The organism is Serratia sp. CY33802 (assembly GCF_052169095.1).
GTDB lineage: Bacteria > Pseudomonadota > Gammaproteobacteria > Enterobacterales > Enterobacteriaceae > Serratia > Serratia bockelmannii.
Window position 1 is genome coordinate 890,342 of sequence record NZ_JBJNLL010000001.1, and the last position, 12,498, is coordinate 902,839.

12 protein-coding genes, 2 tRNA genes and 1 other RNA gene are annotated in these 12,498 nt (G+C 59.2%); 6 read left to right on the forward strand and 9 right to left on the reverse strand.

Annotation, left to right across the window (positions count from 1 at the left end; genetic code table 11):
• Positions 1-56: 56 nt before the first annotated feature.
• The gene (gene sppA / locus ACJ8HA_RS04225; RefSeq protein WP_025303089.1) at positions 57-1,913 is read right to left on the reverse strand and encodes a signal peptide peptidase SppA; all 1,857 of its coding nucleotides are present in this window, start codon (positions 1,911-1,913) and stop codon (positions 57-59) included.
• A 160-nt stretch (positions 1,914-2,073) separates the two neighbouring features.
• On the opposite strand from sppA, the gene ACJ8HA_RS04230 reads away from it, so the two are divergent.
• From ACJ8HA_RS04230 to ACJ8HA_RS04250, 5 genes are all read left to right on the forward strand, one after another.
• Entirely contained in the window at positions 2,074-2,625 is a 552-nt protein-coding gene (locus ACJ8HA_RS04230; RefSeq protein WP_004932204.1) for an NAD(P)H nitroreductase, read from the forward strand.
• A gap of 157 nt (positions 2,626-2,782) precedes the next feature.
• Positions 2,783-3,826 carry a selenide, water dikinase SelD gene (gene selD, locus ACJ8HA_RS04235; RefSeq protein WP_442515213.1) on the forward strand — a complete coding sequence of 348 codons (1,044 nt, stop codon included), beginning with the start codon at positions 2,783-2,785 and terminating at the stop codon, positions 3,824-3,826.
• 8 nt (positions 3,827-3,834) lie between these two features.
• A complete protein-coding gene (gene mnmH / locus ACJ8HA_RS04240) occupies positions 3,835-4,944 on the forward strand; it encodes a tRNA 2-selenouridine(34) synthase MnmH (protein WP_038629396.1) in 1,110 nt (369 codons plus the stop codon).
• Positions 4,944-6,869: a DNA topoisomerase III gene (locus ACJ8HA_RS04245; RefSeq protein WP_043142985.1), complete on the forward strand. Its 1,926-nt coding sequence runs from the start codon at positions 4,944-4,946 to the stop codon at positions 6,867-6,869. The genes mnmH and ACJ8HA_RS04245 overlap by 1 nt, the downstream gene beginning before the upstream one ends.
• Entirely contained in the window at positions 6,866-7,162 is a 297-nt protein-coding gene (locus ACJ8HA_RS04250) for a YnjH family protein (RefSeq protein ID WP_025303085.1), read from the forward strand. The genes ACJ8HA_RS04245 and ACJ8HA_RS04250 overlap by 4 nt, the downstream gene beginning before the upstream one ends.
• 21 nt (positions 7,163-7,183) lie before the next feature.
• Here ACJ8HA_RS04250 and ACJ8HA_RS04255 read toward each other — a convergent pair whose 3' ends face one another.
• From ACJ8HA_RS04255 to ACJ8HA_RS04290, 8 genes are all read right to left on the reverse strand, one after another.
• On the reverse strand, positions 7,184-7,585 hold the full coding sequence (locus ACJ8HA_RS04255) for a pyrimidine (deoxy)nucleoside triphosphate diphosphatase (RefSeq protein ID WP_025303084.1): 402 nt from the start codon (positions 7,583-7,585) through the stop codon (positions 7,184-7,186).
• Positions 7,586-7,629: 44 nt separating this feature from the next.
• The gene (gene xthA, locus ACJ8HA_RS04260; RefSeq protein ID WP_025303083.1) at positions 7,630-8,436 is read right to left on the reverse strand and encodes an exodeoxyribonuclease III; all 807 of its coding nucleotides are present in this window, start codon (positions 8,434-8,436) and stop codon (positions 7,630-7,632) included.
• Positions 8,437-8,537: 101 nt separating this feature from the next.
• The gene (locus ACJ8HA_RS04265; RefSeq protein ID WP_004932190.1) at positions 8,538-9,110 is read right to left on the reverse strand and encodes a TIGR00730 family Rossman fold protein; all 573 of its coding nucleotides are present in this window, start codon (positions 9,108-9,110) and stop codon (positions 8,538-8,540) included.
• Positions 9,111-9,302: 192 nt separating this feature from the next.
• A non-coding RNA gene (locus ACJ8HA_RS04270) (RtT sRNA) lies at positions 9,303-9,430 on the reverse strand.
• A 47-nt stretch (positions 9,431-9,477) separates the two neighbouring features.
• Positions 9,478-9,562: transfer RNA gene (locus ACJ8HA_RS04275), tRNA-Tyr, on the reverse strand.
• 189 nt (positions 9,563-9,751) lie between these two features.
• Positions 9,752-9,836: transfer RNA gene (locus ACJ8HA_RS04280), tRNA-Tyr, on the reverse strand.
• A gap of 174 nt (positions 9,837-10,010) precedes the next feature.
• Complete coding sequence (gene purU, locus ACJ8HA_RS04285; RefSeq protein ID WP_089195954.1) at positions 10,011-10,859, reverse strand: formyltetrahydrofolate deformylase; 849 nt, start codon at positions 10,857-10,859, stop codon at positions 10,011-10,013.
• A 68-nt stretch (positions 10,860-10,927) separates the two neighbouring features.
• Positions 10,928-11,392 carry a YchJ family protein gene (locus ACJ8HA_RS04290; RefSeq protein WP_238969419.1) on the reverse strand — a complete coding sequence of 155 codons (465 nt, stop codon included), beginning with the start codon at positions 11,390-11,392 and terminating at the stop codon, positions 10,928-10,930.
• Between the two features lie 118 nt (positions 11,393-11,510).
• Here ACJ8HA_RS04290 and rssA point away from each other — a divergent pair, with 118 nt between their 5' ends.
• Complete coding sequence (gene rssA / locus ACJ8HA_RS04295) at positions 11,511-12,413, forward strand: patatin-like phospholipase RssA (protein ID WP_043142971.1); 903 nt, start codon at positions 11,511-11,513, stop codon at positions 12,411-12,413.
• Positions 12,414-12,498 lie beyond the last annotated feature (85 nt).

Sequence of the window (12,498 nt, forward strand, 5' to 3'; positions counted from 1 at the left end):
TAGGGGCATGGCGGCAGAAAAAAAGCCCGGCGATGGCCGGGCTGTAGAATTATTTGTTAGCGGACTTCTCCGCAGGTCAGACAGATCGCGTAACGGTTCTGCGGATCGTTCAAGTTATTGAACAAACCCGGCTGCTCTTTCACCGCATTGGCGACCGAGGCCAGCGGGGCAGGCAGCATGGCCTGAATCGCCGCCGGCAGCATGGCGTGAATGGAAACGCCGAACTGGCTGAGCACCATATCGCTCAGGCTCGGGGTATCGACGAACCAGTCAAGCTGCCACTGCTGCAGCTTCGCCAGCTCAGCGGCTTTCTTCACCGCGTCGTCGAAATCGCCCAACTGATCGACCAGGCCGTTGGCCTTGGCGTCGCTGCCGAGCCACACATGGCCCTGCGCGATTTGGTCAACTTGCTGCGGGGTCATCTTGCGTGATTTGGCGACCAGATCGAGGAAGTTCTTATACCCGTTTTCGATATTCAGCTGCATCATCTGTGAGAACTCCTGCGGCAACGCCTTGGTGACCGCGATATCGGCCAGCGGCGAGGTCGCCACGCCGTCGGTGTGCACGCCCAGCGTATCCAGGGTTTTCTCGTAGGTATTGATGATGCCGAAAATACCGATGGAGCCAGTCAGCGTACTCGGGCTGGCGATGATGTAGTCGGCCGGCGTCGAGACCCAGTAACCGCCCGATGCGGCCATGCCGCCCATCGACACCACCACCGGTTTGCCGGCGGCGCGCACGGCGGCCAGCTCGGAGCGGATCACTTCGGACGCGCTGACGCTGCCGCCAGGGCTGTTGACACGGAACACCACGGCTTTGATGGCCGGATCCAGACGCGCCTGACGCAGCTCGGCGGCGGTGGTGTCGCCCCCGACGTTACCCGGCGTCTGCGGGCCGTCCATGATGGCGCCGTTGGCGAAGACGACGGCGATCTTGCCGCCCTGGTTCGCGTCCGGTTTCGGCTGATAGTCGTAGATGCTGATGGCGTTGAAATCGTTTACCTGTTTGTCCCAGCCGAAGGTCTTGACCAGCTGATTTTCGATCGCGGTGCGCGACGCCAACTCGTCCACCAGCTTGTTGTCCAGCGCATAGCGAGCGGTGTCGCCACCGGCCGCCTGCAGGCCGCTCAGCACGCCGGCGGCGCCTGGGAACAGCTGCTGCGGCGTCAGCTGGCGGTTGGCCGCGACGGTCTCCAGATAGTTCTGCCACAGGCCGCCAATCCAGCGGCTGTCTGCTTCGCGCGCCGCCGGAGACATATCGTCGCGGATCAGCGGTTCGACCGCCGATTTATAGGTGCCGACGCGGAAGATATTGGTGGTGACCTTGAGCATGTCCAGCAACGACTTGTAATACAGGTTGTTGGTGGCGAAACCGTGCAGATCGACCGCGCCCTGCGGCGACAGGTAGACCTTGTTGGCGTAGCTGGCCAGATAGTATTGCGTCTGGTTGTAGCTGTCGCCGATGGCGAAGATCGGTTTGCCGCTGTCGCGGAACTCGCGCAGCGCTTTGCCGATATAGCGCAGCGACGGCTGATCGGCGCCGACGAAATCATTCAGCTGCAACACCATGCCGGTAATGTTTTTGTCGTCTTTGGCCTTGCGGATGCTGTCGACTACGTCGAACAGCGAGTTTTCCTGCAGGCGGCTGCTGGAGGCGCCCAACAGTTCGCGGCCCCATTGCCGCACTCGGTTGTTTACCGAAGGCTGATCGACCACCACGCCGCTTAAATCGACCAGCAGCGCGCCGCGCGCCGGGGCCGTCGAGGTGGAGGAACTTTGGAAGGACAGATAGATGCCGACCCCAACCAGGATCAGCAAGACCAGGAACAGGTTAAGGATCAGTTCCCTGATAAAATTCAGCAGACGCCATGTCCACCGGAAAATGCCGGCAATAATTTGCCACAATGTGCGCATGTGCTCTCCAACAAGAGTCGAGAATGTTCCGCTATCCTAATGAGCGGCCGGGTAAATGTCAGCTTTAAATCGTGGCACACAGACGCTATCGCCGAGGCTGTAACTCGTCGTTTAGCTATGTTAACGTGGCCGGAATGAAAATTGTTATCAGGAGTTTACGATGGATGCTCTGGATCTTTTATTGAATCGTCGCTCGGCTTCGCGCCTGGCGGAACCGGCGCCGGCGGGGGAAGTGCGCCAAAATATCATCAACGCGGGCCTGCGTGCACCCGATCACGGCGCGCTGCAGCCGTGGCGTTTCGTGATGATCGAGAATCAGGGCCTGGAACGCTTCAGTCAGCTGCTGCAGGCGGCGGCGAAGCAGGATCAGCTGGACGAGGCGGCGATCGAAAAAGCCACCAAGGCGCCGTTCCGCGCACCGCTGATCATCACCGTCATCGCGCACTGCACGGAAGAGACCAAAGTGCCGCGCTGGGAGCAGGTGGTTTCCGCCGGTTGCGCCGTGCAGGCGATGCAGATGGCGGCGCTGGCGCAGGGCTTTAACGGCATCTGGCGCACCGGCGCCTGGACCGAGCATGCGCTGGTGCGTGAAGCCTTCGGTTGCCGCGAGCAGGACGAGATCGTCGGTTTCCTCTATCTGGGGACGCCGCAGCTGAAGGCTGCCACCAAGGTGACGCCGCCGGACAGCACGCCTTTCGTCAGCTATTTCTGAGTTTTTTCCAACGGGGCGCGGTGAAAATGCGCCAAACCCCGCAAAATTGCATGGTTTCTGAGCAGGCCGTTCGCTTATCGGCGGCCCGCTCTTATCAATCCCCTCGGCAAGCGCTACCCTATGTTATCTTGAGTGCCGTTACCGAAGGGAGTGGACTATGACATCGCCAGCGATCCGTTTAACCCAGTACAGCCATGGCGCTGGCTGCGGCTGCAAAATCTCACCGAAAGTTCTCGAAACCATCCTGCATAGCGAGCGGGAAAAGTTTGTCGATCCGCGCCTGCTGGTCGGCAATGAAACCCGCGACGATGCGGCGGTGTACGACATTGGCAACGGCGTCGGCATCATCAGCACCACCGACTTCTTCATGCCGATCGTCGACGATCCATTCGATTTCGGCCGCATTGCGGCTGCCAACGCCATCAGCGACGTGTACGCCATGGGCGGCAAACCGATCATGGCGATCGCCATTCTCGGCTGGCCGATCGCCAAGCTGCCGCCGGAGGTGGCGCAGCAGGTGATCGACGGCGGCCGTTTCGCCTGCCAGCAGGCGGGGATCGCGCTGGCCGGTGGCCATTCTATCGATGCACCGGAACCTATTTTCGGCCTGGCGGTGACCGGCGTGGTCAATACCGAGCGGGTGAAGAAAAACAGCGCGGCACAGGCCGGATCAAAACTTTATCTGACCAAGCCGTTGGGCATCGGTGTGCTGACGACCGCCGAGAAGCAAAGCAAGCTGCGCCCTGAGCATCAGGGCCTGGCGACTGAAGTGATGTGTCGCCTGAATAAACCGGGTGCTGATTTTGCCGAGGTGGCGGGCGTCACAGCGATGACCGACATCACCGGCTTTGGCCTGCTGGGCCACCTGAGCGAGGTATGCCAGGGCTCCGGTCTGCAGGCGACGGTCTGGTTTGATCGGGTGCCGAAACTGCCGGACGTTGAGGCGTATATCACCGAGGGCTGTGTGCCGGGCGGCACCGGGCGCAACTTCGACAGCTATGGCCATCTGGTGGGCGAGATGAGCGATTTGCAGCGCCAGCTGCTGTGCGATCCGCAAACCTCCGGCGGCTTGCTGTTGGCGGTATTGCCGGAGGCGGAAGCGCAGGTGCTGGCGATTGCCGAACAGCACGGTATCACGCTCAACGCTATCGGTGAATTGCATGTGGCATCGGCCGATAAGCCGCTGATCGAGGTCGCGTAGTGTCCAACATGCAAGGAAGGGCGGACAGCGACGATTACCAACGCATTTTCCTGCAGGACGTGCCGCTGATTGACGTGCGCGCACCGATCGAGTTTCAGCAGGGCGCCTTCGCTCAGGCACTGAATCTGCCGCTGATGATCGACAGCGAACGCCAGGCGGTCGGCACCTGCTATAAGCAGCATGGGCAACAAGCGGCGATCGCGCTCGGCCACAGCCTGGTGAACGGCAAACTGCGCGAACAGCGCACCGCCGCCTGGCTGGCGGCCTGCGCAGAGCGGCCCGAAGGCTATATTTACTGCTTCCGCGGCGGGCTGCGCTCGCAGCTGGTGCAGCAATGGCTGCATGAGGCCGGCGTCGAGTACCCGCGTATCATTGGCGGTTATAAGGCGCTGCGCAATTATTTGCTCGGCGTGCTGGCGCAAAGCGCGGCATTGCCGATGGCCCTGGTGGGCGGCAATACCGGCAGCGGCAAGACGTTGCTGGTCAACGAACTGGCCGACGGCGTCGATCTGGAAGGCGTGGCGCGCCATCGCGGTTCATCTTTTGGTCGAACGCTGGCGGGCCAGAGCTCGCAGATCGATTTTGAGAATCGTCTGGCTGTGTTATTGCTGAAAAAACAGCATGGTGGCAGCCGCCGTTGGGTGCTGGAAGACGAAGGGCGGATCATCGGCAGCAACAATCTGCCGCTGCCGCTGTTCAATGGGATGCAGCAGGCGCCGGTGGCGGTGATCGACGATCCGTTCGACATTCGTCTGGCGCGTCTGCAGGCGGAATATATCGACGGCATGCGCGAACAGTTCGAACAGGCCTATGGTGTGGAAGACGGCTGGCGACAGTACGACGACTATCTGCACCACGGCCTGTTCGCCATACGCCGCCGCCTGGGGCTGGAACGCTTCCAGCAGCTGACGCAACGACTGGAAGCGGCGCTGCGGGCACAGCGGCTCAGCGGCCAGGGCGAGGCGCACCGCGAGTGGCTGGCGCCCCTGTTGCAGCAGTACTACGATCCGATGTATTGCTATCAGTTGGAAAAGAAAGCCCAGCGGATTGTCTTCCGTGGGAACTATGCAGAAGTAAGAGAATTCTTGATGACGTTCAGCCAGAAAAACGGTGAATAATGCGACTGTTCATAGCCGAGAAACCGAGTTTGGCGCGCGCCATTGCCGACGTCTTGCCCAAGCCGCATCGCCGCGGCGACGGGTATATCGCCTGTGGCAACAACGACGTGGTGACCTGGTGCGTCGGCCACCTGTTGGAGCAGGCTCAGCCTGACGCTTATGACAGCCGCTATGCGCGCTGGTCGTTGGCGGATCTGCCGATCATTCCCGAAAAATGGCGGTTGCAGCCGCGGCCTTCGGTCAGTAAACAGCTCAACGCCATTAAAAAGTTGCTGCTTGAAGCCGATGAAGTGGTTCACGCCGGCGACCCGGATCGCGAAGGGCAACTGCTGGTGGATGAGGTGCTGGACTACCTGGATTTGACGGCGGAGAAGCGCCAGAACGTGCGCCGCTGTCTGATCAACGATCTCAACCCGCAGGCGGTGGAGCGCGCGGTCGAGCGTCTGCGCGACAACCGAGACTTTATCCCGCTGTGCGTGTCTGCGCTGGCACGTTCGCGCGCCGACTGGCTGTACGGCATCAATATGACCCGCGCTTATACGCTGCTGGGCCGCAACGCCGGTTACGACGGCGTGCTGTCGGTGGGCAGGGTGCAGACGCCGGTGCTGGGATTGGTGGTGCGGCGCGATGAAGAGATCGAAAACTTCGTGCCGAAAGACTTCTTTGAGGTCAAGGCGCACATCGTTACGCCGAAAGAAGAACGCTTCGTGGCGCTGTGGCAACCCAGCGACTCCTGTGAGCCTTATCAGGACGAAGAGGGGCGTTTGCTGCACCGGCCGTTGGCGGAGCACGTGGTCAAGCGCATCGAGGGCCAGCCGGCGCTGGTCACGTCCTATAACGATAAACGGGAATCAGATACCGCGCCGCTGCCGTTTTCGCTCTCCACGCTGCAGATCGAAGCGGCCCGGCGTTATAACCTCAGCGCCCAACAGGTGCTGGACGTTTGCCAGCGGCTGTACGAAACCCATAAATTGATCACCTATCCGCGTTCCGACTGCCGCTACCTGCCGGAAGAACATTTCGCCGGCCGCCATGCGGTGCTGAACGCCATCAGCGTGCACCAGCCTGAACTGTACCCGCAGCCGGTGATCGACAGCGATCGCCGCAACCGCTGCTGGGACGATAAAAAGGTCGATGCGCACCACGCTATCATTCCTACCGCCCGTGCCGGCAAGATTAACCTGACGCAGGATGAACGGAACGTGTATGGGCTGGTGGCGCGCCAGTATCTGATGCAGTTTTGTCCGGATGCGGTGTTCCGCAAATGCGTGATCGAGCTGGATATCGCCGGCGGCAAATTCATCGCCAAGGCGCGTTTCCTGGCGGAGGCCGGTTGGCGTACGCTGCTGGGCAGCAAGGAACGCGACGAGGAAAATGAGGGCGCACCGTTGCCGGTGGTGGCTAAAGATGATGAGCTGCTGTGTGAGCGCGGTGAAGTGGTGGAGCGCCAGACGCAGCCCCCGCGGCCGTTTACCGACGCCAGCCTGTTGTCGGCCATGACCGGCATCGCGCGGTTCGTACAAGATAAAGCGCTAAAGAAAATCCTGCGGGCGACCGATGGTTTAGGTACGGAAGCGACGCGAGCGGGGATCATCGAATTGCTGTTCAAACGGGCGTTTCTGTACAAGAAGGGACGCTATATTCACTCCAGCGAAACCGGGCGCGCGTTGATTCACTCGCTGCCGGATCTTGCTGCGCGTCCTGATATGACGGCAAACTGGGAAGCCACGCTGACGCAAATCAGCGAGAAATCCTGCCGCTATCAGGACTTTATGCAGCCGTTGGTCGGCACGCTGCAAGAGCTGATTTATCAGGCCAAGCAGAGCCGGGCGAGCATGGCGTTTCGTGGATTGCCGCCGCCGCCCTCCAGCGGGGGCAAAAAACGCAGGAAAAGCGCCGGCAAGGCGCAGGAGAAAAGTGAATGAAGCGTGGACTCAATGGGGTGCTGGCTGCCGCTGCCCTGGCGTATTGCGGCCTGGCGGCCGCCAACCGGGGCGATGTGGACGTGGTGTTGCCGGTTTCGCCGGAGATTTGGGGCACGGCCAAAAGCGGCGTCAACCCGCCGCCGGCGCAGCCCTGCAACCGCTGTTGCGTCTACCAGAACCAGAACTATTCCGAGGGCGCGGTGCTTAAAGTGGAAGGGGAAGTGCTGCAGTGCGTGCGTGAGCCTAACACCATCGGCACCAACCCCTTGATTTGGGTGCGATTGAAGAAGTGACGATGTAACCTATCGCCGCGCTCAGCGTACATCGCCTTGCGCGGCGATATAGCCCGCCAGCAGTGGAACGTCAGCGGGTGCCAGAGCGTATTCCTGCGCCTGTTGCGGCGTGACCCAGACCAGCGCCGAGTGGCAGCGCTGTTGCAGTTCACCGGAGAACTCCGCGACTTGCCAGGCGTGCAGCCGGATGAGGCGTTCGCCTTGCTGCCACTGATTGCTGCCCACATAGTTGCCGATACGGGCGCAAATTCCCAATTCTTCATCCAGCTCGCGCGCCAGCGCCTCTGGCTGGCTTTCGCCGGCTTCAACCTTGCCGCCGGGGAATTCCCACAGACCGGCCTGGTCGCTGCCTGCGCCGCGCTGGGCCAGCAAAATGCGGCCATTTTTTTCCAGAATGGCGGCCACCACGTCGATAATTTTCATTGGCTTCACAGAGTAAAACCCCGGCGGGCGCCGGGGTGATGGGGTTACAGCGTAAATTCCGCCCAGACCGGTGCATGGTCGGAAGGTTTCTCCATACCACGGGTTTGGTAATCGATGCCGGTGGCGATGCAGCGCGAAGCCAGCGGGGTGCTGGCGAGCAGCAGATCGATACGCAGGCCGCGGTTGTCGTCGAACCCTTTGGAGCGGTAGTCGAACCACGAGAATTCGTCGCTGCGCCCCGGGTTGGCGTGGCGGTAGGTATCCACCAGGCCCCAGTTCAGCAGGCGGTCCATCCATTCACGTTCTTCCGGCAGGAAGGAGCATTTACCGGTGCGCAGCCAGCGTTTGCGGTTGTCTTCGCCGATGCCGATATCGTAATCGCTGGGGCTGATATTCATGTCGCCCATGATCAGCACCGGGGATTCTGCCGACAGCTGTTGCTCCAGGTAATTTTGCAGGTCCTGATAAAACCGCGTTTTAGCCGGGAATTTGATCGGATGGTCGCGGCTTTCACCTTGCGGGAAGTAGCCGTTGATCACCGTCAGCGTGCCCTGTGGCGTAGCCAGATCGGCCATGATGATGCGACGCTGCGCATCTTCTTCATCGGTCGGGAAACCGCGGCGCACGGCCAGAGGCTCCGCTTTGGTCAGCAGCGCCACGCCGTAATGGCCTTTTTGCCCGTGATAGAATACGTGGTAGCCGTGTTGGCTGACGTCTTCCAATGGGAACATGTCATCGTGAACTTTGGTTTCCTGCAGACCGATCACGTCGGGCTGGTGCTGTTCGATAATTGCCGCCAGCTGATGCGGACGCGCGCGCAGTCCATTGATATTAAAAGAGACAAACTTCATGAGCGGTGCCGTTTTCACGAGAAAAATGTGCTGTGATAGTAGCAGAGTTTGGCGGGAAATGTAACGCAGACAGCGGCGGGACCGCTGACTGCGCAGCGGGTTTATTTCGCCCAGCGGTCGTAATTTTTAGGTTGATAGTCGTCAAACTGTTGCAGCAGCGTTTGTGCCGATTCACTGATGTGCAGGGTACCGAGATAGTCGTGGCGCATGAAACCCTGATCGGCGACGTGCTCGAGGAACTGGCTCAGTGGGCGGTAGAATCCGTTGACGTTCAGCAGGCCGACCGGTTTGTTGTGATAGCCGATTTGCCCCCAGGTCCAGATTTCAAACAGCTCTTCCAGCGTGCCGATGCCGCCGGGCAGGGCGATAAAACTGTCCGCCAGCGCCGCCATACGGGCTTTGCGCGTATGCATATCGGGTACCACTTCCAGTTCCGTCAGGCCACGATGCGCCGTTTCCGCTTCCACCAGGCGCTCGGGGATAATGCCGACAGCTTCACCGCCCGCTGCCAACACCGCGTCTGCCACGATCCCCATCAATCCTTTTTTGCCGCCGCCGTAGATTAAACGGCGCCCCTGAGCGGCCAGCAGCTGCCCCAGTTGACGAGCCTGCTCGGCATAAGCGGGATTGACGCCCTCACTGGCGCCACAAAAAACGCAAATATTGTTTCGCATCCACCTGTTCCTTACTGCACTAAAGAAGCCAGTGGTATAGCGAATTGTCGGCCGGAGTTCAAGTTACGGGCGGAGGAGAGAAATAAAACGTCTGGATGGAAGCGGTTAATAAGGGGAGATAACTTGATTTATTGATACGAGAACATTGGATGCAACGAGTTTTAAGTAGGGTTTGGATTTTTCTGCAAGAGATGGTGGTGGGGGAAGGATGATTCGTCGCTGTGCGACTCACCCTGCGGGCCGCGCTGAAGCGCGTTGTCTCACTGCGTGAGACTCGAACCTTGGTCGAAGCTTCTCATCCTTCCCCGGTGCGGAGCAATATGGATGCGATGTGTTTTAACTTGGTTCAGGGATTTTTTGCAAGGGATGGTGGTGGGGGAAGGATTCGAACCTTCGAAGTCTGTGACGGCAGATTTACAGTCTGCTCCCTTTGGCCGCTCGGGAACCCCACCATGGTATTCATGGATTTGCTGATTTTTTAAAGAATTGGCTAAATTCCTGTTGTGTGCTTCTAAGGATTACCGCGCTAAAGCGCGTTGTCTCGCTGCGCTCGGCTCGAACCTTGTCGAAGCTTCTCATCCTCCCCCTCGGCGTTTAATGATATTTCGGCTTTCGCTTCAAGTTCATCAACAGAGAAAAGATGGTGGTGGGGGAAGGATTCGAACCTTCGAAGTCAGTGACGGCAGATTTACAGTCTGCTCCCTTTGGCCGCTCGGGAACCCCACCATATGCATGGCTATTTAACTGGCCTGCTTGCGAGAGCGCTGTCTCGGTAAGCGGGGCGCATCATATCAAATGAAGCGGATGTGTAAAGCATTGAAATGCAGAAAATGAATCGTTTGCCGTTTTTTTATTCTTGGCGGTGCATCCCTGAACGAAATGCACCGATTTATTGAGCGATTACAGAATAACGGTGCGGTTGCCGTAGACGAAGACGCGCTGCGCCAACACCTGATAAAGCGCGCGGCTAAGCACGTTTTTCTCTACGTCGCGGCCGGCGCGCATCATATCCTCGGCGGAATAGGTGTGATCGACGTGGATCACGTCCTGCATGATGATCGGGCCTTCGTCGAGATTGTCGTTAACGTAGTGGGCGGTGGCGCCGATGATTTTTACCCCGCGCTCATAGGCCTGGTGATAAGGGCGTGCGCCGATAAACGCCGGCAGGAACGAATGGTGAATGTTGATCACCTGGTTCGGATAATGTTGCACGAAGGCCGGCGTCAGCACGCGCATATATTTGGCCAACACCACGTAATCCGGCTGATATTGATCGATCTTGGCCGTCATTTCGCGGTCATGCTGCTCCCGCGTCAAGCCTTCGTGGCTCACCAGATGGAAAGGAATATCGAAACGCTCCACCAGCGTTTGCAGCGTGTCGTGGTTGCCGATCACGGCGGCAATTTCAACGTCGAGGCCACCATAGGCGCTTTTCATCAACAGATCGCCCAGGCAGTGGGCCTCTTTGGTGACCAGCACCACGATGCGCCGGCGCCCGGTGCTGTGCAGCTCGCGCAGCGAACCTTCCGGCAGCGCGCTGTCCAGATCGGCCAGCAACATGTTGTCGTTGAAAATGCCTTCCAGCTCGGTGCGCATAAAGAAACGCCCGGTGCGGTGATCGACGAACTCATTATTCTGGACGATATTGAGTTCGTGCTTGTAACAGATGTTGGTGATCTTGGCGATCAGCCCTTTGGCGTCCGGGCAGATGGTGCGTAACACTTTTCGTTGTACATTTTGGTGTGGCATGGGTTTGAGGATCCTGTCTGATACTGAACGGCCTGTCTGCGCAGGCGTAAACGTGAAGCGCCGGCCGGTTAGCGCCCGCAGCACTTCTTATATTTTTTCCCTGAGCCACAGGGACACATCGCATTTCTGCCGGGCTGGGGTTTGGTACCGTCGATATAATACCAACGTTGATCGCGACGAAGGAAGCGTGAGCGCTCATGCATCGCTTGCGGTTCGCCGCTTTCGCCATCGGTAAAACGGGCGATGAATTCGACGAAGCCTTCATCCGGCTCATGACCGGCTTTCTCTTCCACGACCGTCAGGCCCAGCCATTCGGTATTCTTAAGACTGTCGACGATTGCATTGCGCCACGCTTCGGCACCGCAGTCGGGGTGCCAGGTGGCGATCAGATAGTCGACGTTATGACTCACGTAGGCGGTGAAGCGTGAACGCATCAGCTGGCCGGGCGTCGGCGCTGGCTGATTGCCGCTGATAAAAGGGGCGCAGCACGCGTTATACGCCAGTCCGCTGCCGCATGGGCATAATTCGGGCAAAATAACTCCTGAGAACACGAGGCAGAAAATGAATTTAGCGCATATGTTACCTAACAATATTCGTCAGTGACAATCTACCCTGAAAGCAGAGAACACCTTTCACCCTGAGGATGGCGCGATGCGGCAAATCAAGATCGGACTGGCGCTGGGAGCGGGCTCGGCCAAAGGCTGGGCGCACATCGGCGTGATCAATGCGATAAAGAAACTGGGGATTGAGGTTGATGTCGTTGCCGGCTGTTCTGTCGGCGCGTTGGTGGGCGCGGCGTTCGCCAGCCATCGTCTGCCGGCGATGGAGCAGTGGGTGCGATCGTTCAGCTATTGGGACGTCATTCGCCTGATGGATTTTTCCTGGCAGCGCGGCGGCCTGTTGCGCGGCGAGCGGGTGTTTAACGCCGTCGGACAGCTGCTGAAGGTCAATGATATCGCCGATTGCGCGTTGAAGTTCGGTGCCGTGACCACCAATCTCAGCACCGGGCGCGAGCTGTGGCTGACCGAAGGCGATATTCATCAGGCGATACGCGCCTCCTGCAGCATGCCTGGCCTGTTGGCGCCAGTATGGGCCGACGGCTATTGGCTGGTGGATGGCGCGGTGGTCAATCCTGTGCCGGTGTCGCTTTGCCGCGCCATGGGCGCCGATATCGTCATCGCGGTCGATCTGCAGCATGATGCGCATCTGATGCAGCAGGATCTGTTCTCGATACGTATCGAGGAAGAAAGCCCGGGCGATGCGCCTGCGGCGACCTGGCGCGGGCGTCTGCGGGAACGCATCGGCAAAATGCGACAGCGCAAACCGGCGACGGCGCCGACGGCGATGGAGATCATGAGCACCTCGATTCAAATGCTGGAAAATCGTTTGAAGCGTAATCGGATGGCGAGCGATCCGCCGGATGTGTTGATTCAACCTTTTTGTCCGCAAATCTCGACGCTGGATTTCCACCGCGCCGATGAAGCGATCGCAGCGGGGTTGCTGGCGGTGGAAAAACAACTGGATCGGTTGTTGCCGTTGATAAAAAATAGATAATTCTCGGTTCTCGGTTGGCAATGCGCGGTCAGTCTGTTTCAGACGAGCATAAGTGACCTTTTTGAGCCACTATTACACTATGGAA